Here is a 21,423-nt window from a genome sequence, read left to right on the forward strand (position 1 = left end):
CTGAGTTTCAAGCGTGGCCATTTTTTAGAAGAAAATAAATTTTTTCTTGGGTCTCAGGTAAGAGAATCCTTCGCCAAGTTGTTCTTGAGCAGTAAAAATTGAGACAAAGGCTTTCGGGTCGATTTCTTGAATGATGTGTTGCACAGCGCTGACTTCCGACGGATCAACAACAACATAAACAACACGTTGTTCGCGATGAGAGTATCCCCCCTCTGATTTTAATAGACTTGTACCACGCTCCAACTCATCCATAATGGCATGAGATATTTCTTCGGGGTAGCTTGTGAAAATCATAAATGAACGCGCCGTGTAGGCACCTTGTTGCGTTAATCCAACAACTTGGGCAAACACAAACGAGGCAATTAATGTATACATCATCTGTACAATGTCAATGTAGACTAGTGACATCAGTAAAACAACGGCATCTAAAGCAAACATTGTACGACCAATTTGGATAGCAAATTTTTGTTCCATGATACGTGCTACAACATCTGTACCACCAGATGTGCCGCCGAATCGAAAGACGATGCCTAACCCAACACCTGAGATAATACCCGCTAATAATCCAGCAATTAGCATATCATGGTGTAATATTGGGTGCATTGGCAGGGTTTGCCAGGTATATAGCCAAAATGACAGGGTAGCGATACCCCAAATTGTATAAATGAACGATCTGCGACCAAGAATACGATAACCGAGTAATAATAGGGGCACATTTAAAATTAAGTTTGTATAGGCTGGATTCCAATTAAATAGAGCTAGCAAGATTAAGGTGATACCGGACAAGCCACCTTCAGCTAGTTGATTTGGAATATTAATATTAATTAAGCTCCAGCCATAAAATCCTGTACCAAGGGTAATCATTACCAAATCTTTTAGTGAAATACGTGCTAAATTTGTGTTATTCATAGGCATCTAAGCTCCTCAACGACATTGCTTTAATTTTATCATAAAATCTATTGGCAGTAGCATGTAGATATTTGGTATAATAGTATAAATTGAGAGGTAAATATGGCAGATAAAGATTACAAACGTCCTAAATTTCATAAGACCACACATATAGTACGTAATATTTTTATTACGATTGCTGCCCTAATTATTATTAGTTTGGGTGTTTTCATTTACATTGGTTATTCGTCGTCTCAAAAAACGACAGCGCCAATCGCAGAGAAAGTTGTTAACAATAAGACTGTTAACGAGACCATTCATTCGGATTCTTCGAAGTCAAATGCGACATCGAGTCATAATGATCAGCAGAGCGATCAGTCATCAAATTCATCGGCAAACAGCAATAGCAGTGACAGTCAGTCGGAGTCAAGTAGCAGTGCTTCTTCATCTTCTGCCTCAAGTCGTTCTGAGGATAAAGATAAATCAGACATTGAGGCGTCCGCACACTTGAAGGGTAAGAAAATTAGTGAAGCCATTGCCTGGGCAAAAGCACATAATCGTTATTATTCATGGTCCATTACCTCTGGTGGTGATGATGCAGTTGTGACATCTGTAACAGATGACGGGCATAATATTAGTTTTGTTGCATCAGCTAAGTAAATGAATAGAGAAAGATATGCCACATAAAATTTTAACAATTGCTGGTTCCGATACCATTGCAGGTGGCGGTATACAAGCAGATTTAGCAACATTTAGTAACTATGATTATTTTGGATTAAGTGTCTTGACATCAATTGTCACGGTGACAGCATCAGAATTCAAGTTATTCCCAGTAGATACAGAAATTATTGAATCACAATTGCAGGCAGTGTTAGAAGTAGACGATATAATGGCTATTAAAGTGGGTTTATTACCAACACCTGAGATCATTACGCTGGTGGCAAGTTATTTGTCGCATGTTGATATACCTATTATTGTTGATCCTGTCATGGTTTTTAAAGAAACGTCAAAAATTGATACAAAAAATGTCGCAACAGCTATCAAAAATGAATTACTACCGTTAGCAACGATTGTTACACCTAATTTGAATGAGGCACAAATATTATCGGGCCAGATGATTAATAGTTTGCAAGAAATGAAGCAAGCTGTAAAAACGATTTTTAAGTATGGTTCCAAAAACGTTGTAATTAAGGGTGGCGCGGCATTGGCGGGTAGTGAGGCTGTTGATGTATTATATGATGGGTCAGTGCTTGTAACATTAACGCAAGAGAAGGTTACCACATCACCACCGTATCATAATGGTGCGGGTTGCACCTTATCAGCCGCTATAGCTGCTAATTTAGGTCGCTCTTTAGATACTATAACAGCAGTAAACGATGCCAAAAAATTTGTTTGGCAGGGCATTAAAAGTGGTGTAACTATAAATAAAAAATTTGCATTTGGCAATGTTTGGCAAGGTGCTCGGAGAAGTAATTATGGACCAAAAATTTAATACAAAACAAATGACGATTTTAGCAGTAATCATCGCGTTAAACGTTGTTTTGTCTTATATCGTTAGAATACCAGTGCCGGCAACTAATGGCTTTGTTAATTTAGTAGAAGCAGGCATTTTTATAGCTGCTATACTAGGTGGTGCGCGTCAAGGTATGATAGTTGGTGGGTTAAGTGGCTTATTACTTGATTTGCTAGCTGGTTATCCGCAGTGGATGTTTTTTTCTCTAGTTATCCACGGCATAGAAGGCTTAGTTGTTGGTTATTTTGGTTATCAAAAAAAGACAATTAGCCAAATTATTGGTTTAATATTAGGGTCATTGATTATGATTATTGGCTACTTATTAGCTGGGGCATTTTTGTATAATTGGACAGCAGGAATTGCGTCTATTATTGGCAATGTAGCCCAGTCCGTTATGGGGCTAGTTGTTGCGTTACTATTGATACCGATATTTAAACATATGCCACAAGTTAATTTAAGAAATTAAAAGCGACGGATGATTGTCTGTTGCTTTTTAATGTGATGAGGTATAATTTCATGAAGTATCATTTTTCACGCGCGTTACGTGATGAGGATCAGACACGACTCTACTGTGCCTTAGATTATTTCGACACAACAGCTTATTTTGCATCTGCTGATAGCAAAAAAGAATTATTTGGATTTGGTGTTTTACAGCAGGCAATGTCACCCGAAAATTTGACGGGCGATGTTGTTTTTGGTGGCTGTGCTTTTGATGATCAATTGATAGTTAATACACAACTAATGAACGGTATGTGGTTTGTACCAAAAATTTTTGTGACGGTTTATGATCGTTACATCAAATTTGAATCAAATACTGTCGCTAATTTTGAAGAATGGTTGGCAACATTTAAAAAGCGTGAAACCGCACAGATAACCATTCGTGGTGTCACTGATGAACAAGATTGGTTACTTAGAACTGAAAAACTGATTGATACACTAACAACAAGTGATACTTTAAAAAAAGTAGTTTTTGGGAGACAAAAACAATATCAGTTATCCGATGCGTTGGACATTTCGCGCTTGATTACTGCATTGAAAACACAAAAAAATGCCTATCGCTTTATTTTAAAACAGCATCAGGAACTATTTGTTTCTGCCACACCGGAACGCTTGGTGAAGGTAATGGCTGGTCAATTAGAAACAGCAGCTGTGGCGGGTACGGTAAGAAGAGGCACGACGATCTCAGAAGATGTCGCATTGGGCCAGTCTCTGTTCAATAGTGCAAAAAATAGACAAGAGCATCAGTATGTGGTTGATAATATTTTTCAAAAATTACAAATGGTGACTACTGATTTAATCGTGCCAAAAACACCAAAACTTTTAAGCAATAAGCAGGTGCAACATCTTTACACCCCAATTAACGGTCGCATTGATCCAGCATATGGCGTGGTCGATATTATGAGACGGTTGCATCCAACGCCAGCGCTTGGCGGGGTGCCACAAGAGGAAGCCCAACACTATATTCGATTACATGAGAAGAAACCTCGTGGCTTGTTTGCTGCACCTATTGGTTATTACACGGCAAATAGCAGTGGCGAATTTATTATTGGCATCCGGTCTATGCATGTTAATCAGACCACACATTTGGCAACACTTTTTGCAGGAGCGGGGATTGTTTCAGATTCTAACGCGGAGCAAGAATTACAAGAAACAAATCTAAAATTTGAACCAATGCGACAACTATTGAGGGACTATACAAATGGCAAATAATGCATTAACTAAAAATACCAAACATTTGATTAAGGCACTTTATGAGAGTGGTGTTAAAAATTTTGTCGTATCTCCGGGATCACGAACAACGCCTGTTGCCTTGTTATTAGCAGAGTATGATCGTCAAAATGACGATATTAACTTATACATTGACGTTGATGAGCGTTCAGCTGGTTTTTTTGCGCTTGGTATTGCAAAAAAGCAACAGGAACCCGTCGTACTTTTGGGAACATCTGGTACGGCAATTACCGAATATACATCGGCTGTTGCTGAGGCTCATATTTCTCATGTACCATTAATTGTTTTATCCACAGATCGGCCGTCTGAACTACAAGGAAACGGTGCGCCGCAAACGTTGACACAACATCAAATATTTGGCGAATTTACCAAAAACTATGTGAGCTTTACATTACAAGATGAACACCCAGATGTCACAACGTACATTGATTTTATGACACAAAAATTAGTCCATGAATCGAAAATCGCACCGCGCGGGCCACTACAAATTAATTTACCATTACGTAAGCCACTGATGCCACAATTAGGCGATAAGGAAGATATTGTGGTATCAAGTTTGACATTTGCACAGCCCTTGAAAACCATTGATATGTTAAAGTTGTCTCAAACACGAGTGCTTATTTTGGCTGGACCAAACGAAGATGCAGATTATTTGCCTGAACTGACTGAATTTTCCAATCGTTATCATGTGCCAGTTATAGCTGATGTATTAAGCCGCGTGCGTACACAGAAAACCGTTTATGGTATTGATGCCTTATTGAAATCAGGAATGATAACGCCTAATTATAGGCCAGAACTTGTGATTAGATTTGGTGCGACACCAGTTTCAGCCAGTGTTTTGCAATGGTTGAAGTCTGAAAACATTCCTGTTTGGTATGTTGGCTTAACGGCTGGGTCCGACCATTCTAGGCATACAACACGCGTGTTTCAAATTTCACCAAATGAGTTTTTGTCACAAACCACAGTTACAAATAATCTTGAGTTCTATCAATTATGGCAAGAGTTAAATGCAAAATCACGTCAAGTCACTGGGGAAGCCAGCATCTCTAGGACATTAGACAATATCTTACCTGAACAAACAACGATTTTTGTTGCCAATAGTATGGCTATTCGTGACATGGACGATATTTTTACCGGTAAATTGACACAGAATATTTATGCTAATCGTGGTGCAAACGGTATTGATGGCATTGTTTCAACGGCATTGGGAATGAGTAGTACGTCTTCCCAACGTAGCGTGTTGCTTATAGGTGATTTAACGTTATTTCATGACATGAATGGCTTAATGATGGCTAAACAGTATCAACTACCACTTGACATTGTTGTGGTAAATAATAATGGTGGTGGTATTTTTTCATTTTTACCGCAAGCCACTGCTGAATTATATTTTGAGACGTTGTTTGGTACACCATTGAATTTAAATATGGCAAAAGTTGCGAGTTTATATGACATGCCATATGTTAAAATTAATCAGGCACAAGATCTCAAAACCGTCATAGTAGCACCAATTGATGGTCCAAGACTCATTGAATTCAAAAGTGACCGCTTGAGCAACGTGAAGGCGCACCATCAACTCATGGGATCTAACAAATGAGGCAACAAGTGATTACAGTAAACGGTTATGCTTACCACATCTTACGCCAACGTAATGATGATCAACCAATGAAATGGTTGTTACTTCATGGATTTATGGGATCGCATCATGATTTTGATGCGATTATTCAACGATTACCAGGTGAAGTGATGACGTTCGATTTATTGGGGTTTGGCCCACATGCACCATACGTTGATGATGTCAAACGTTTCACAATGGCATCGCAAATTGATGATATATTAGCTATTTTAAACCAAGTTGGCTGGTCTACAATTCAGCTACTGGGTTATTCGATGGGCGGACGGTTGGCACTTGGTTTTGCGATGACGGTACCTAATCGTGTGGCAAATCTATATTTAGAAAGTACCTCAGCAGGATTACGTTCAGAATCTGAACGTGCCAAACGACGCATAGCTGATGTGAAAAAATCAGAATTGATTAATACGGATTTTCAACAATTCGTGTCGGTCTGGGAAAAATTACCTTTGTTTGCTACGCAAAATACCTTAACAACAGAGCAACAAGCACAAGTGCGTGAACAAAGATTGTCGCAAAAGTCACAGAATATGGCCAATTCGTTGATATATATGGGGACAGGGGTGCAGGAAAATTTTTGGCCAAGTTTACCGCAACTGCAGATACCTACGGTGCTAATAGCTGGCGAATTAGACGAAAAGTTTAAACGAATTGCAGATGATATGGCTGCTTTGGCACCTTGTGCGCAAGTAAATATTATAAAACATGCGGGGCACAATACGCATTTAGAACAACCAAAGCAATTTATCGAGGTGATAAAAAATGTATCGCATTAAGAAGCTGCAAATGATATCGACATCTTTGGTGCTAAAGCAGTCTTTTGAAACAGCGCATCAGACGACAAAAGAACGACCATTAACCGTGATAGAACTTTTAGTCATTGATGAATTAACGGGGAATCAAGCTATCGGATATGGTGAGATACAGTCTTTTGATGATTTTAGCTACACACTTGAAAACCAAACAACGAGTCGTTCAATCGTTCAGACTGTTATACAACCATTGATTAGGACATTTTTTTTTGAGTCATCACAAGATTTTGCTGAACAACTCATGTTTGCAGTACCATTTGGTTCATTTGCAAAAGCTTCGGTTGAGATGGCGGTTTGGGATGCAGTTGGCAAACTGACCCATCAGTCTTTGACGCAAATGATTGGCGGTATACATGATCAAGTGCCTGTTGGTATTGCTTTTGGGTTAGATGTTACGCTATCGCAAATTAGCAACGCCATTGATAAGGGATATGGGCGTATTAAAATCAAAATGGACGCGCAAAACCTAGATAGTCAAAAACTAATTGCACTATTAAACCATTTTCCTAGACAACAGTTTTCTTTAGATGCAAATAGTAGTTTTACGCTACAAAATGCAGCTATGTTAAATCAATTACCAGAAAATGTGGCCTTCATTGAGCAACCTTTTTCGGTGAATGATTTTGTTGATCATGCCGCTTTTCAAACGCAAACAACGCAAACTTTGAGTTTGGATGAAAGTATTAATAGTATTGACGACATTAGGACGATGGTGGCATTAAAAGCTGCCAATGCGGTCACTATTAAGCAAGCCAAACTTGGCGGCATCACTGCCGCAATTCGGGCTATAGATATTGCTTGTGCAGCAGGTGTTAAACCCTGGATTGGTGGCATGTTAAGTAGTAATATTGGTCGTGGTGTGGATTTAGCTTTAGCAAGCTTACCAAAAATGGCGATTGCAGGAGATATTTCTGAAAGTGATCGCTATTTTGAACATGATTTAACGGTAGAATCATTTCAATTACATAAAGGCTTAATGCGTGTGCCACAAGATGATGGCATCGGTTTAACGCTATCACGGCGACTTTTATCGCAATAACACAGTTAGAAAATATTTTTTGTTAGGTGTTTATGAGTAAATAGCCATAAATACTGTTACCATGATATACTAATATTAAAGGAATTTAGATATGGATAGTACGCAACTTTCACCACGCTTAAAATCGGTAGCAAATTTTGTACCAGCTGGTGCACGTTTGGCTGACATAGGGTCAGACCATGCTTATTTACCAGTAAACTTATTGATGAATGACCACATAGAATATGCTATTATTGGCGAAGTTTCTCAAGGACCGCTTGACAATGCACGTCATGAATTGCAAAAAAGGTGCGTGTCCGATCGTGCTGAAGGCCGTTTAGCTGATGGTCTTTTGGCAGTCAATGATGAAGATAAGATTGACACGGTGACCATCGCGGGAATGGGTGGTATTTTGATAAGTGATATTCTTGAAGCAGCATCCCAACGTCGTCAGTCTTTCAAAACCTTGATACTCCAACCAAATACAGATGAGGCGATTGTGCGACGATGGTTGACGGCAAATCAGTATCAGATCATTGATGAAACAGTCGTACAAGAAGAGACGCATTTTTATGAAGTTATTGTTGCAATACCTGGAGAGCAGACTTTATCAGAATTAGATGTTGATTTTGGTCCATATTTACGCATTGAAAAAACAGCAACTTTTGTTGCCAAGTGGCAAAAAGAGGTTGATCGTATTACTGTTATATTGAAGCAGTTACGAGCTGCTGATAAAACACGTACGGCGGCTTACCGTCAGTGGCAAGCACGTTACCATCAAATTCAGGAGACTATGTCATGACGATAGCACAAGACTTGATAGATGAAATTGAGCGATTTGCCCCAAAGGCACTCGCTGAAGAAGACGATCCAACTGGTTTACAAATTGGCGATCCTAGTCAAACAATTAGTCGGGTGATGACAACACTTGATGTCCGACCAGAAGTGGTGCAAGAAGCGATCGAGCAACAGGTGAATTTTATTTGGGCCCATCATGAGGCAATGTTTTTCCCAGCCAAAAATTTGGACCTTAGTGTACCACAAAATAAAATGTATGCTGATTTAATTAAACATAACATTGTTGTTTATGCTTCACATACAAATTTGGATAGCACGCAAGGTGGCATGAATGATTGGCTTGCTGATGCCCTAGGTATGGTAGATGTTTTACCGCTACTACCTAACAAAGATGGTGTGACAGGTCTTGGCCGGATTGGCAGTCTTAATCAACCAATAACTGTAGCGGCCTACGCTGAGAAAATACGTGATATTTTCCAAGTTAAAACGGTTCGTGTTATTGCTAATGATTTGCAAAAAACAGTTCAAAAAGTTGCAGTACTGGGTGGTGATGGTGGTCGCTGGTGGCGAACTGCTCAAGCAGCTGGTGCAGATGTTTATATCACCGCTGATGTTTATTACCATGTTGGGCATGATATTTTAGCTTCTGATTTTGTTGTCATTGATCCTGACCACCATATGGAAGCCATTGCCAATGAACTTATGGCCGCAAAAGTTAAGACGTGGTTTGGTGAGTCACTGCTGGCTTTTGCCACAAGTATTAATACTGATCCTTACACCTATTTATGAAAATTAGGGTACGTCCGGACCTTGGTCGACCAAATTCTGAAAGGACATATGATGTCACGCACGATATTAAATGGTGCGTGACATCATAAAAATAATAACCTATGAACGAAAATTATCCTGAACTCACGCAACGTTTTTTAAATTATGTTGCCATTGATACACAATCAGATGAAACATCAACAACTGTGCCTTCTTCGACTAAAGAAGTGGATTTTTTAGCTAACCTAGCGAAAGAATTAGAACAAATTGGGTTAGAAAATGTTCGTACAATGTCGGATGGCTATGTTTTTGCAGAATTAGCAAGCAATGTTGCAGACGAAAGCGTACCAGTTATTGGGTTTATCTCGCATGTTGATACAGCTGATTTTAATGGTGAAAACATTAAACCACAAATTGTTAAAAATTATGATGGTGAATCTAGCATAACCTTGGGTGCTAGTGGTTATGAGCTTAACCCAACAGCGTTTCCAAGCTTACTAAAATATGTTGGTCACACTTTAATCACAACGGATGGGACGACATTGTTGGGTGCTGATGATAAAGCAGGCGTGGCAGAAATCATAACAGCGGCAGCATATTTAGTTGCTCATCCCGAAATTAAACATGGTGCTTTACGATTTGGGTTTGGTCCTGATGAAGAAATTGGCATTGGGGCGGACAACTTTGATACCGCGGCGTTTGGCGCTGATTTTGCTTATACAGTAGATGGTGGTCCTGCCGGCGAATTAGAGTGGGAGACCTTTTCAGCTGCCAGTGCCACAATCGATATCCAAGGTCGTAATGTGCATCCTGGTACAGCTAAGGATACTATGATTAATGCGATTCAAATAGCAATGGATTTCCATGCGCAGCTGCCCGAGGCACAACGCCCTGAACATACATCAGGACGCGAAGGTTTTTGGCATGTTATGGCAATTACGGGTAACCCTGAAACGGCACAATTGCGTTATATTGTGCGCGATCATGACCGGTCAAAATTTGAAAACCGTAAACAAATATTATTGGATATTGCTGAAAAATTAAATAAACATTTTGGACAACGGCGTGTTAATGTGACATTAAAAGACCAGTACTATAATATGGGTGAAGTCCTAAAAGATGATATGCGTCCAGTAGCATTAGCAGAAAAGGCAATGAAAGCGCTTGATATTACGCCAATTATTGAGCCCGTTCGTGGTGGTACCGATGGTTCAAAAATTACATTTTTGGGCTTACCAACACCCAACCTTTTTGCCGGTGGTGAGAACATGCATGGCCGTTTTGAATATGTGTCAACAACAGTCATGGCACAGGCTACAGATACGATTTTGAAAATTATTGCTCTAGCACAAGAAAAATAATCAAAAAACAAGCATTGATGATTTCAATTAAAAATATTGTTTTCTGAAAATATGAATGTTGAACACAGTCGTCAGTTGTCCGAAATAAGTAGGCAACAAATGACTGTTTTTTTTGGTTTAAACTAAGTGACTAGAGAAATGTTGATGCAAGAGGTGAGTGTTTAGCGCGGGTGCTGAAATTTTGGTATAATAAAATGGATAATCATTTTTTTGGGGGGCGCGATGCGAAAGAAAGTCATATTTTCTACTTTATTAATAATACTATCTTGCGTAGCCGTGATTGGCTGGCAGAAAAATAAACAAAATACTTTGCAGGTCGCAGGGCCTGAAAAAGCGGCTAAGTTAGCAAAGGTGAAGCATGTTAATTTTGTCGCGCTTGGTGACTCATTGACAGAAGGCGTTGGGGATGAGAAGCACGAACAGGGCTATTCCGGTCGTATTGCTAAAGAAATTGACACGAAATATGATATTAAAGTTTCAATGTCAAATTTCGGAAGATCTGGTGATCGGTCAGATCAAATACAAAAACGGTTACAAACACAACCTGATTTTCAACACGCAGTCGAACAAGCTGGCGCAATTATAGTCACTGTTGGTGGAAATGATTTACAGCAATCTCTACTAAAAAACATTTCGGCTAAAACGCCAACAGATTTGTCAGCCGCTATTGCAACAGGACAAAAACAGTATGAAAATAAATTAGTGGATTTATTTAAAGTTATCAGAAGTCGGAATTCAGATGCGCCAATATTTATTTTTGGTAACTATAATCCGTTATTTGTTCATTTCCCAAAAAGAGAGGATCTGAATAAAGATGTTCAGTTATTTAATACTGTTAATCGTCGTGTGGCTGTAAATGACAAAAATAGTTACTATGTCAGCTTATATCAGTTAACTTTTGGTCAATATAATAACAAAAAATTACGACAAACGTTAAATAAAAAAGTAAAACCTATTTCAAAAAAGACAGATGACAATGCAGAAATGACAGCGACTTTATTGGGAGAGACAACAGTCAAAAATAATTGGATTAGTGAGACAGATAATTATCATCCGAATAACATTGGGTATAATTATATGACGACGCAATTATTTAATGTGATGAGAAAGGAGCAGAGTACATGGTTGAAGGCACATTAAAAAGAAAGACAACTATAAAAAAAACAAAGTCCTCGTGGTTTTGGGCTTTTTGGGCGTTAGTTGGCGTTATTTTAGTGAGTTTATTTTTTCTATTTCACGCCGCTGCCCAACCTGTTGGTATAACAGATAACAAATCCAAAATTGCCAACACGGATGCGACTTTTGATGTCTCTTTGAATAAAAAGCAGGTCAATGCCTTAGTCGCCTACTATCTTAGTGATACAAATACAAGTGGCTACACGTTTCGTGTTGAAGACAGTATTATGATGTACGGTAGCGCTAAATTTTTGGGTGAAAACTTCAAGTTTGGTATGGCCTTAAAACCTGAAGTTACAAAGAACGGGAACATTATTTTGACTGCTCAAAAATTAGCAATTGGTAATTTGCCTCTGCCTATTCCGACAGTCATGCAGTATGTAAAATCAAGTTATAATGCACCAAAATTTGTTAAAATAAATCCAAATAAGAAACAAATATATGTTGACATGACAGAATTACCAGTAACACAAGGTATGTCATTTCGTGCTAAAGTTATTGATATGAAAGCGGACAATTTTATTTTTGAAGGCGGGTTAGCGAATGGCAGAAAATAATCGTTCTTTTTATAATTGGTTAATGACAAATCGCAATGCTGTCTCGGCAGATGAGATACAGCACTTTGCAAATAATGCGTTTTTGGATTTAACTTTTCCGAAACAGAGTACGGATTTTGATGACGTTTCAAAATATTTAGAAGAGAACACATCATATTTAATGAGCATGACAACGTTTGATAAAGCGTGGGACATGTATCAAGCAGCAATAACTAATTAAGATAAGGAAACGCGTGTGACTAATGTAATTAGGTGCATACGTATATATGACACAATGGCACAAATTATTCAATGGTTCCCTGGTCACATGGCCAAAGCTTTTCGCTTAATGCGAGAAAATTTAAAATTAGTTGATGTTATTTTTGAGTTAGTTGACGCGCGCATTCCAGAAAGCTCACGCAATCCGGAAGTCAATAAATTGATTGGCTCAAAACCACGTCTATTAATTATGACAAAAGCTGATTTGGCGGACCCTGAACAAATTCGAGCGTGGAAAGCGCACTTTGAAGCAGAGGGACATACCGTTTTAGTATTGGATACACGGGATCCTCGAACACCACAATTAGTGACGAAGGCAGCAAGGCGAGCTGTTGCATCAAAAAAAGCAGCGCAGTTGGCTCGAGGAATTCAGGATCAACCAATTCGGGCGATGATTACTGGTATTCCCAATGTTGGGAAATCTACTTTATTAAATCATTTGGTCATGAAAAATGTCGCACCAACGGCAGACCGCCCAGGTGTCACGAAGAAAGTCGCTTGGCTCAAAACACCTACAAAACTTGAATTATTAGATTCACCAGGGGTGCTTTGGCCTAAATTTGAAGACCAAGTTATTGGTATGAAATTAGCACTGACTGGTGCTGTCAAAGATACTATTTTTGCTAAAGATGATGCGGCATTATTTTTGATTGCCTTTTTTCAACAATATCGTCCTGAGGCAATTATTGAACGTTACCATTTAACAAACGATGTATTTGATCAAGACAATGTTCAGGTATTACTTGAAATTACAAGTAAACTTGGTTTCAAAGATGATTATGAAAAGGCGAGTGAACGATTACTCAATGATTTACGTAAAGGTAAATTAGGAACGTTTACATTAGATTTAATTACCCAGACAAATGACTGATACAATTTTAAAAATTAAAGCTGAATTAAAAATGATTACGGATCCGACGGATAATCGCATAGTGCAATGGCGATCTGATACGCGAGCGGGCGTGAAATCTGCGGTAAAATCTTGGGATAGACAGCATGAGAAAAACATTGCACAAGAACGGGCATTTCAAGGACGCTTTGCTTTTGAACACCATTATTGGGATCAGGGCGTGCCCTACGTCGCTGGTGTTGATGAAGTTGGACGTGGACCGCTTGCAGGTCCTGTCATCGCTGCTGCAGTCATTTTGCCGCATGATTTTAATGTTGTTGAGGTTATTGACTCGAAACAGTTGTCGGCTGACAAACGTGATATACTATATGACTTGATCATAGCACAGGCTGTGTCGATTGGTTTTGGTATTGTTGACGCACAAATAATCGATGACATTAATATCTATCAAGCCGCACGATTGGCAATGACAAAGGCAGTTCAAAACTTAGCACCGGCACCTGATGTCTTATTAATTGATGCGATGACGTTAGATTTGCCTATAGTACAAGAGTCTCTGATAAAAGGTGATGCACTTAGTAATTCAATTGGTGCAGCTAGTATCGTGGCTAAAGTCACGCGTGATCGTATCATGTCAGATTATGATGAAATTTATCCGGGCTATGGTTTTGCTAAACATGCCGGATATGGGACAAAAGAGCACCTAGATCAAATAAAAAAACTAGGTATTACACCAATTCACCGCCGGTCATTTGGACCAGTGCGCGATCAATTATGAGCATTTAGCATGTCGATTTTGCATGTTAACTGTTTTTTTTGTCAAAGAATCGTAATTTCCCGTTTGTGAATGGTAATCGTACCATTACGTGCTAATTTATTAAATAAACGACTTAAAGTTTCTGGCGCAATATGTAGTGATGCAGCCAATTCTTTTTTAGTGAGCGCCAATTTAAATGTGTTATTCATTTGTATATCAGCTATTTCATGAAGATATTTAATTAAGCGTTCATCTGCACTTTGTAAGGATAGACTGATTTGACGCTGTTCAAGGTCAGTTAATCGTGTGCCATATGTATTTAACATTTTCAGTGCTAGGCTAGGATTCGCATGTAGCAAATTTTGAAAATCTGATCGACGGATCGTACATACCTTAGCATCTGTCTTGGCACGTGCAAAATGATGGTGCATCGCATCAGTGAATAGAGAAGCTTCAGCGTCAACTTGGTGGCTATGTAGAGAATATAAGAGTAGTTCTTGCCCGTTATCATTGATGTTTAATACATCAATTTGGCCAGTATCAACAATAATTAATGCGGATAAATCGTCATCTGGTTTGTAAATATAACTACCAGCAGAATAAGTTTTTTGGTGCGTTGAAATGACGACCAATTGGTCAATAATATCGTTAGATAATTGTGCAAAAATAGGGGTGGCTTTAAGGCAGGCAAAGGCAGAATGTGACATTTTTCACTCTTTCTTGATATAGATCAATTTTTTATTTGTGAATTAATTATACAATAAAAGTAACAAAAGAAGCTAACTGTTTTGGAGGATAAACTATGAAAGTTATAATTATTGGTGCAACTCATGCTGGCACTGCGACAATTAAGTCAATAACAAAACGACATCCAAAGGCTGTGGTAGACGTTTATGAGAAAAATGATAATGTTTCGTTTTTGTCATGTGGTATTGCTTTGACAGTACAGGGAGAAGTTAAAAATATTGAGGATTTGTTCTATTCATCACCTGAAATTTTAGAAGAAGCAGGTGCCAATATTCACATGAAACATGAGGTCACACATGTTGATACAATTAATAAAACTGTGACCATTTTAAATTTGACGACGCATGAGACAACGATTGAGGCCTATGACAAGTTGGTTGCGACCACTGGTTCGTGGCCAGTTGTACCACCAATACCAGGTATTGAGGACGATCGTGTCGTATTATCGAAAAATTATACGCATGCACAAGAGTTGATACGCTATGCAAATGACGATAAAATCAAGCGTGTTGTTATTATTGGGGGCGGTTATATAGGCACAGAATTGGTTGAGGCTTTTAATGTTAAAGGTCGTCAAGTGACATTAATCGATAACCAGCCAACTGTTTTGAATCGTTATTTTGATGCTGAATTCACTAAAAATGTTGCTGACATGTTTGTAAGCCATGGTGTTGCCGTTGAGACAGGTAAAACAGTGCGAGCTTTTGAAAGTCAAGAAGATGACGTTATTATAAAAACGGATGCAGGAAATTTTTCCGCTGATTTGGTAGTCATGTCTGTTGGATTCAGGCCAGCAACACAATTATTTAAAGACCAACTTGAAATGACTAAAAATGGGGCGTTAATTATTAATGATTATATGCAAACGAGTAATCCCGATGTTTTTGCTGCAGGAGACTCAGTTGCTGTTCACTATAACCCAACAGGAGAAAATGCTTACATTCCTTTGGCAACAAATGCTGTACGTCAAGGGACACTGATTGGTTATAATTTAACAACACCAACGGTTAAATACATGGGAACGCAATCAACATCTGGTTTAAAATTATACGATTTAAATATGGCTTCTTCTGGTTTGACCAGTGCGCATGCTGCAGAGCTTGGGCTCGATTATGATAGTTTGACAATGACAGATAACTTCCGTCCTGAATTTATGTCGTCTACTGAGCCTGTATTAATGACGATTACATGGGAACGCGGGTCACAGCGCATTTTGGGGGTTCAACTTCAAAGTAAATATGATATTTCACAATCAGCGAATACAGCGTCCGTGGCGATTCAGAACAGAATGACTTTGACAGATCTTGCTTTCGTCGATATGTTATTCCAACCTTGGTTTGATCGACCATTTAATTACTTAAATCTCTTAGCACAAGCTGCTTTAGACAAAGAGTCATAACCAAATGAAAAAAGCCCTCTTCAAATTTTGAAGGGGGAACTTTTTTATTTGGTAACATAGTTAATTTGTTATATGTGCTGTTGAAACGCTATTTGATTAAAGGTACTTATCTGTTTTTTGAGCAATAGTTAATACATCACCATTCGGTACCATATTAATTTTGGTGTAGACCATAACTGGTATATCAGTTATTTCTGCTGCTACTAAAGGCAATGCCTTTAAAACAGCCATTAATTGATCATAATCACCTTCAAGTGTTGATTCAAAAGCACCAACTTGATACGTTACACCTGATGATTCGATATAAGCGATGACATGATCGACAATACGGATGATGTCATCTTTGTCTGCTGTCATTGGTAGCACTTGGACAGCAATACTTGCATTAATTTTAGTCATTAAGGAGCCTTTGCTTTCATTTGAATAAAAATATTGAGTTATTAACTCATTTTTTGAATGTTATAGGTGCGCGTGTGTATTATCGGAAAATAAAGGTGTTAAAGAAAAGTCATTATGTTTCAAAAAATGGTTACACGAAGCCGAATCAGATGTAGGTTTGATACGCTCTCAGTTTAGCACAATAAAAATCAGCATGCAAATTGTGTCAGTCTGGTTTATTTGGAACAGAACAAAGTTGGGTTATGCTGTTAAACCAGTATATTTAAATAATTACTGTGATCCTCGGGCTGAGCGGTTTAATATTAAGCTTGTGCTTATTTCCAAATTAGGTTACGTCAATTGTGCAATCAATAGGTGACATGTGTGCAAATAATTGGTATTCTTATTATAATGTTAGAAATTATCCTAATTAAATTAGGGTAATTTTTGATAAAATTTGTTTTTACTTGTGAGACTGGATCAATAATAGGAGGCTGTGGTGCTTAGAAAATTAAGACGTTTATTAGGCTACGTGTTTGCCTTTATGATAACAATGCTAATCTTAGTCATTTTAGCAGCTATTATTTCTCCGTGGCCCAGTGCCTATATCATAGGAAGAATGTTTGATGGTCCAGTGAAAATGACCGATAAACCAACTTATAAAATCGCAAATAAGCAAGTTAACGTGCAGAAAGATTTACGCTACTATTCTGCAAAAAAAAAGAATACTTTAGACATATATACACCTAAAAATGGCAAAAAACCTATGACAACGTTAATTTGGATGCACGGTGGTGGTTATGTTGGTGGTGACAAAATTGGCGTTAAAGAGTTTGCGACAAAATTAGTTCATGACACACATATTGCTGTTGTAAGCGTTAACTATCAAACAGCGCCGGCAGCTATTTATCCAAGTCAAGTCTACCAGTTGAATGATGCTGTGCGCTATTTAAAAAGACAGTCATATGCAAACAATACATTAAATTTCTCACGTGTATTGTTTGGTGGTGATTCAGCAGGTGCACAAATTGCTTTACAATATGTTAACGTCCAAACAAATCCAAATTATGCACGGGACATGTCTTTACCAGCTGAACTGTCCACGAGTAATATTAAGGGCGCTATTTCTTATTGCGGTCCCCTCGATTTACAGCAGGTTACGCAACAAAAAACGAAATCGTTAGCCATGAAGTGGTTTATTAACACAGTTGCTTGGAGTGAATTAGGACACAGAAATTGGCAGAATTCTGCTGAATTAAAGCAAGCCTCACTTGTGGGTCACTTGACTAACAAATTTCCACCAACTTATGTGACAGATGGTAATGCTTACTCTTTTCAAGAACAAGGCATAGCATTTAAAAATCGACTACAAAATTTAAAGGTTCCTGTCACAAGTCTATTTTTTAAAGATTCTCGCCAAGAGGTTACGCATGAATACCAATTTAATTATCAGACTGCGCAAGCGAAAATTTGCTATGAGGGCACACGTCAATTTATTTTAAAAAATAAGTAAATAACGTAGAAAATGAGTAAGTGCTTTTTGAAAAATGATAATAAATTAAAAAACATTAAAAAATAATGATTTAATTGCTGCCGGGTCAGGTAACTGAGATAATGAAAGTGTGATGACAAATTGTTGGGAACCAATATCGAGATATTTTAGAGCACAACGATACTAAACTACGATTAGCGGAATTTGTTTGACACAGATTATCGACCAATCGTTATAACCAAGTGTTATGTTGATATACAGAATTTACTGCTCAGAAAAATATGAAATGGGTATTCAATGAAAAAAATATGTTGAGTGTTAATATCAATTGTGAATTTAGTTATAAAGATTAGTGCGCAGAATAATCGTTAAACGCGTGATAATTTCATTTGACTTTTATGGTTTGTTTTTCTACAATGCTTTATATAGTATAAAGGGGAAAAACATGTTAGACAAAACAATTTACAAGCAGATTTTTAAATCTAGTTTTAGCGCCCCAATCGACGTTGAATTCTGGGATGGTGAAGAAGTAAGTTATGGTGATGGCGACGCTATTGCAAAAATTATCTTACATGAAATCATACCCATAAAAGATATCATGGCTCATGCTTCCCTGACGTTTGGTGAAGCCTACATGGATGGTAAAATAGACATACAAGGTAACTTGCAAAAGTTAGTAAGTACGATATATAGTTCACAAGAGAGCTTCTTGAATGGTTCGAAATTTGCCAAACTCATTCCAAAACAATCGCATACTGAAAAAACAAGTAAAGCGGATGTACAAAGTCATTATGATATTGGTAACGATTTTTATGAAATGTGGCTTGACCCAACAATGACTTATTCTTGTGCTTATTTTGCTGATGAAAAGGATTCATTAGAAGATGCACAATGGAATAAAGTTAGGCATATTTTAAATAAGTTACATCCACAACCAGGCGAAACATTGTTAGATATTGGCTGTGGTTGGGGGACCTTAATTATTACCGCTGCAAAAGAATATAATTTGGAAGCAACCGGTGTAACGCTAAGCCAACAACAGTACGATTTTGTTTCAGAAAAGATCAAGGCAGAAGGTCTTGAGGATCGTGTTCATGTTTATTTAGAAGATTACCGTGAGTTGGAACAAACTTATGACCATGTGACATCAGTTGGTATGTTTGAGCATGTCGGCAAAGAGAATTTACAAGAGTACTTCATGCAAGTAAACAACCGATTAGTGGATAACGGAACAGCTTTAATACACGGCATTACTGGACAACATGACGGCGCTGGTGTTGATGCTTGGATTAATAAATATATTTTCCCAGGTGGCTACATTCCTAATATTGCAGAAAATATTAACCATATTATGCATACAGGATCATTACAAGTTGATGATATTGAACCATTACGACGCCATTATCAAAGAACATTAGAAATTTGGACTCAGAATTTCCACAAAGTTGATGAAGAAGTGATTTCGGCTTACGGTGAGCGCTTCTACCGCATGTGGGATCTCTATTTGCAAGCATGTGCAGCGTCATTTGAATCGGGTAACATTGATGTTGTTCAGTACTTACTGACGAAGGGACCTTCTGGGACTAAGTTACCAATGACACGTTCTTATATTTATCATGCAGATGTTGCGCATGGTGTACAATAAATCACATGGTGTATGTGTGTTTTAAATAGATTTACTTCAAAGACTCAGCTGTCAACTATTGCTGGGCCTTTTTAGCATGTAAAATAATTGACAAAGGGACGTTATAGGACTATATTGTAAGCGGTTACACTATTGTAGCTGAAAATAAATCATGATTATAAAAAGAAAGCAGGAAAAAATGGCACAATCAGATTTTGGCGTTATAGGGTTGGCAGTAATGGGGCGTAACTTAGCGCTTAACATTGAATCACGAGGATATGATGTTGCAGTGTATAATCGGTCACGTGTACGTACCGAGGATTTGATAAAAAAGCATGCTGATAAGCACTTTGTACCAAGTTATACAGTCGACGCATTTGTTAAAACAATTAAGACACCTAGGCGTATCTTATTGATGGTTAAAGCTGGTCAAGGCACCGATGCTGTAATTGACGAGCTGTTGCCTCACTTAGCAAAGGGCGATATGTTGATTGACGGTGGTAATACTTATTTTGAGGATACGATTCGCCGTTCAGACAAATTGGCACAGTCAGGAATTAATTTTATAGGGATGGGCGTATCTGGTGGCGAATTAGGCGCATTGAAGGGGCCATCCCTTATGCCGGGTGGTCAACGAGAGGCCTATGACCTGGTAGCACCAATATTAAAGCAAATTGCTGCTCGAGCACCCGAAGATGATAAGCCAACAGTGACTTATGTTGGTCCAAATGGTGCGGGGCACTATGTTAAAATGGTTCACAATGGTATTGAATATGGTGATATGCAACTCATTTCTGAATCATATGATATTTTGAAACGTGTTTTAAAATTGAATCATGATCATATTGCTGCAACATTCTCACATTGGAATGACAGTGAACTCAATTCTTATTTGATCGAAATAACAGCTGATATTTTAACGCGCAAAGATGATTTAGGTTCTGATAAGCCGATCGTTGATATGATCTTAGACCGTGCAGGAAACAAAGGCACTGGCAAGTGGTCGTCACAATCAGCATTAGCTATTGGTGCACCACAGTCATTGATTACGGAGTCTGTCTATGCACGTTATATTTCAGCAATGAAAGATGATCGTGTCAACGCGTCAAAGATTTTGTCAGGGCCAAACTTCACGTTTACTGGTGATATCGATGCCGCACAAGAAGATATCCGTAAAGCTTTGTATTTCGGTAAAATAATGTCTTATGCACAAGGTTTTGATCAACTACGCATGGCCTCAGATTATTATGATTGGCACTTGCCTTTTGGTGAACTTGCGCAATTGTGGCGTGCGGGTGCAATAATTCGTGCGCAATTTTTACAAAGAATTACGGATGCCTTCGCGGTTGATAATCAGTTGCACAATCTGCTTTTGGATCATTACTTTAAAGGTATCGCTGAGTCATATCAAGATGCTGCAAGAAGAGTTGTCGCACTTGCTGTCACCGCAGGTGTACCAACACCGTCGCTGTCAGCAGCGATTGCTTATTATGATTCTTATCGATCAGCTGTTTTGCCAGCAAACTTAATCCAAGCACAACGTGATTATTTTGGCGCGCATACCTACGAACGTACCGATAAACCAGCAGGAGATATGTATCATTTTTCTTGGTATGATGAAGCCTAACTTTCATTGAAACAGCAAATCGGTTAGAAATGATTTGCTGTT

The 21,423-nt window shown here is 38.3% G+C and carries 22 protein-coding genes; 19 read left to right on the forward strand and 3 right to left on the reverse strand.

What is annotated here, in order from left to right; all coding sequences use genetic code 11:
* Positions 1 to 24 precede the first annotated feature (24 nt).
* Positions 25 to 909, reverse strand: a complete 885-nt coding sequence (locus JOD28_RS01670; protein ID WP_204769181.1) for a YitT family protein — start codon at positions 907 to 909, stop codon at positions 25 to 27.
* A gap of 102 nt (positions 910 to 1,011) precedes the next feature.
* On the opposite strand from JOD28_RS01670, the gene JOD28_RS01675 reads away from it, so the two are divergent.
* The 15 genes from JOD28_RS01675 (at position 1,012) to JOD28_RS01745 (ending at position 14,135) form a co-directional block, all read left to right on the forward strand.
* On the forward strand, positions 1,012 to 1,548 hold the full coding sequence (locus tag JOD28_RS01675; protein WP_204769182.1) for a hypothetical protein: 537 nt from the start codon (positions 1,012 to 1,014) through the stop codon (positions 1,546 to 1,548).
* Between the two features lie 16 nt (positions 1,549 to 1,564).
* On the forward strand, positions 1,565 to 2,380 hold the full coding sequence (locus JOD28_RS01680; RefSeq protein WP_204769183.1) for a bifunctional hydroxymethylpyrimidine kinase/phosphomethylpyrimidine kinase: 816 nt from the start codon (positions 1,565 to 1,567) through the stop codon (positions 2,378 to 2,380).
* Positions 2,364 to 2,867 (forward strand): ECF transporter S component, encoded by a 504-nt coding sequence (locus tag JOD28_RS01685; protein ID WP_204769184.1) that lies wholly within the window; start codon positions 2,364 to 2,366, stop codon positions 2,865 to 2,867. Before JOD28_RS01680 ends, JOD28_RS01685 begins: the two co-directional genes overlap by 17 nt.
* 50 nt (positions 2,868 to 2,917) lie before the next feature.
* Complete coding sequence (locus JOD28_RS01690; RefSeq protein WP_204769185.1) at positions 2,918 to 4,111, forward strand: isochorismate synthase; 1,194 nt, start codon at positions 2,918 to 2,920, stop codon at positions 4,109 to 4,111.
* On the forward strand, positions 4,101 to 5,723 hold the full coding sequence (menD, locus tag JOD28_RS01695) for a 2-succinyl-5-enolpyruvyl-6-hydroxy-3-cyclohexene-1-carboxylic-acid synthase (RefSeq protein ID WP_204769186.1): 1,623 nt from the start codon (positions 4,101 to 4,103) through the stop codon (positions 5,721 to 5,723). The genes JOD28_RS01690 and menD overlap by 11 nt, the downstream gene beginning before the upstream one ends.
* Entirely contained in the window at positions 5,720 to 6,535 is an 816-nt protein-coding gene (menH, locus tag JOD28_RS01700; RefSeq protein ID WP_204769187.1) for a 2-succinyl-6-hydroxy-2,4-cyclohexadiene-1-carboxylate synthase, read from the forward strand. The genes menD and menH overlap by 4 nt, the downstream gene beginning before the upstream one ends.
* The gene (gene menC / locus JOD28_RS01705; protein ID WP_204769188.1) at positions 6,522 to 7,610 is read left to right on the forward strand and encodes an o-succinylbenzoate synthase; all 1,089 of its coding nucleotides are present in this window, start codon (positions 6,522 to 6,524) and stop codon (positions 7,608 to 7,610) included. The genes menH and menC overlap by 14 nt, the downstream gene beginning before the upstream one ends.
* Before the next feature lie 91 nt (positions 7,611 to 7,701).
* Positions 7,702 to 8,391 carry a tRNA (adenine(22)-N(1))-methyltransferase gene (locus JOD28_RS01710; RefSeq protein WP_204769189.1) on the forward strand — a complete coding sequence of 230 codons (690 nt, stop codon included), beginning with the start codon at positions 7,702 to 7,704 and terminating at the stop codon, positions 8,389 to 8,391.
* Positions 8,388 to 9,176, forward strand: coding sequence for a Nif3-like dinuclear metal center hexameric protein (locus tag JOD28_RS01715; protein WP_204769190.1), 789 nt, complete (start codon positions 8,388 to 8,390; stop codon positions 9,174 to 9,176). Before JOD28_RS01710 ends, JOD28_RS01715 begins: the two co-directional genes overlap by 4 nt.
* Before the next feature lie 101 nt (positions 9,177 to 9,277).
* The gene (gene pepT / locus JOD28_RS01720; RefSeq protein WP_204769191.1) at positions 9,278 to 10,516 is read left to right on the forward strand and encodes a peptidase T; all 1,239 of its coding nucleotides are present in this window, start codon (positions 9,278 to 9,280) and stop codon (positions 10,514 to 10,516) included.
* Positions 10,517 to 10,738: 222 nt separating this feature from the next.
* Positions 10,739 to 11,656, forward strand: a complete 918-nt coding sequence (locus JOD28_RS01725) for a GDSL-type esterase/lipase family protein (RefSeq protein WP_204769192.1) — start codon at positions 10,739 to 10,741, stop codon at positions 11,654 to 11,656.
* A complete protein-coding gene (locus tag JOD28_RS01730; RefSeq protein WP_204769193.1) occupies positions 11,638 to 12,249 on the forward strand; it encodes a YpmS family protein in 612 nt (203 codons plus the stop codon). The genes JOD28_RS01725 and JOD28_RS01730 overlap by 19 nt, the downstream gene beginning before the upstream one ends.
* On the forward strand, positions 12,236 to 12,469 hold the full coding sequence (locus JOD28_RS01735) for a YozE family protein (RefSeq protein WP_204769194.1): 234 nt from the start codon (positions 12,236 to 12,238) through the stop codon (positions 12,467 to 12,469). Before JOD28_RS01730 ends, JOD28_RS01735 begins: the two co-directional genes overlap by 14 nt.
* A 54-nt stretch (positions 12,470 to 12,523) precedes the next feature.
* The gene (ylqF, locus tag JOD28_RS01740; RefSeq protein WP_204769195.1) at positions 12,524 to 13,378 is read left to right on the forward strand and encodes a ribosome biogenesis GTPase YlqF; all 855 of its coding nucleotides are present in this window, start codon (positions 12,524 to 12,526) and stop codon (positions 13,376 to 13,378) included.
* Positions 13,371 to 14,135 (forward strand): ribonuclease HII, encoded by a 765-nt coding sequence (locus tag JOD28_RS01745; RefSeq protein ID WP_204769196.1) that lies wholly within the window; start codon positions 13,371 to 13,373, stop codon positions 14,133 to 14,135. Before ylqF ends, JOD28_RS01745 begins: the two co-directional genes overlap by 8 nt.
* Positions 14,136 to 14,176: 41 nt before the next feature.
* Here the strand turns inward: JOD28_RS01745 and JOD28_RS01750 are convergent, their stop codons facing one another.
* Positions 14,177 to 14,821: a Crp/Fnr family transcriptional regulator gene (locus tag JOD28_RS01750; RefSeq protein WP_204769197.1), complete on the reverse strand. Its 645-nt coding sequence runs from the start codon at positions 14,819 to 14,821 to the stop codon at positions 14,177 to 14,179.
* Between the two features lie 95 nt (positions 14,822 to 14,916).
* Between JOD28_RS01750 and JOD28_RS01755 the strand changes: the two genes are divergently transcribed.
* Entirely contained in the window at positions 14,917 to 16,260 is a 1,344-nt protein-coding gene (locus JOD28_RS01755; protein ID WP_204769198.1) for an FAD-dependent oxidoreductase, read from the forward strand.
* Between the two features lie 96 nt (positions 16,261 to 16,356).
* Here JOD28_RS01755 and JOD28_RS01760 read toward each other — a convergent pair whose 3' ends face one another.
* Positions 16,357 to 16,659 carry a thiamine-binding protein gene (locus JOD28_RS01760; protein WP_204769199.1) on the reverse strand — a complete coding sequence of 101 codons (303 nt, stop codon included), beginning with the start codon at positions 16,657 to 16,659 and terminating at the stop codon, positions 16,357 to 16,359.
* A 478-nt stretch (positions 16,660 to 17,137) separates the two neighbouring features.
* Here JOD28_RS01760 and JOD28_RS01765 point away from each other — a divergent pair, with 478 nt between their 5' ends.
* The 3 genes from JOD28_RS01765 to gndA all read left to right on the forward strand — a co-directional run bounded on the left by JOD28_RS01765 (position 17,138) and on the right by gndA (position 21,381).
* Positions 17,138 to 18,151, forward strand: coding sequence for an alpha/beta hydrolase (locus JOD28_RS01765; protein ID WP_204769200.1), 1,014 nt, complete (start codon positions 17,138 to 17,140; stop codon positions 18,149 to 18,151).
* A 424-nt stretch (positions 18,152 to 18,575) separates the two neighbouring features.
* Positions 18,576 to 19,775 (forward strand): SAM-dependent methyltransferase, encoded by a 1,200-nt coding sequence (locus JOD28_RS01770; protein WP_204769201.1) that lies wholly within the window; start codon positions 18,576 to 18,578, stop codon positions 19,773 to 19,775.
* Between the two features lie 178 nt (positions 19,776 to 19,953).
* Positions 19,954 to 21,381 (forward strand): NADP-dependent phosphogluconate dehydrogenase, encoded by a 1,428-nt coding sequence (gene gndA / locus JOD28_RS01775; protein WP_204769202.1) that lies wholly within the window; start codon positions 19,954 to 19,956, stop codon positions 21,379 to 21,381.
* The last annotated feature ends 42 nt before the right edge of the window (positions 21,382 to 21,423 follow it).

This window comes from Leuconostoc rapi, assembly GCF_016908715.1.
Lineage (GTDB): Bacteria > Bacillota > Bacilli > Lactobacillales > Lactobacillaceae > Leuconostoc > Leuconostoc rapi.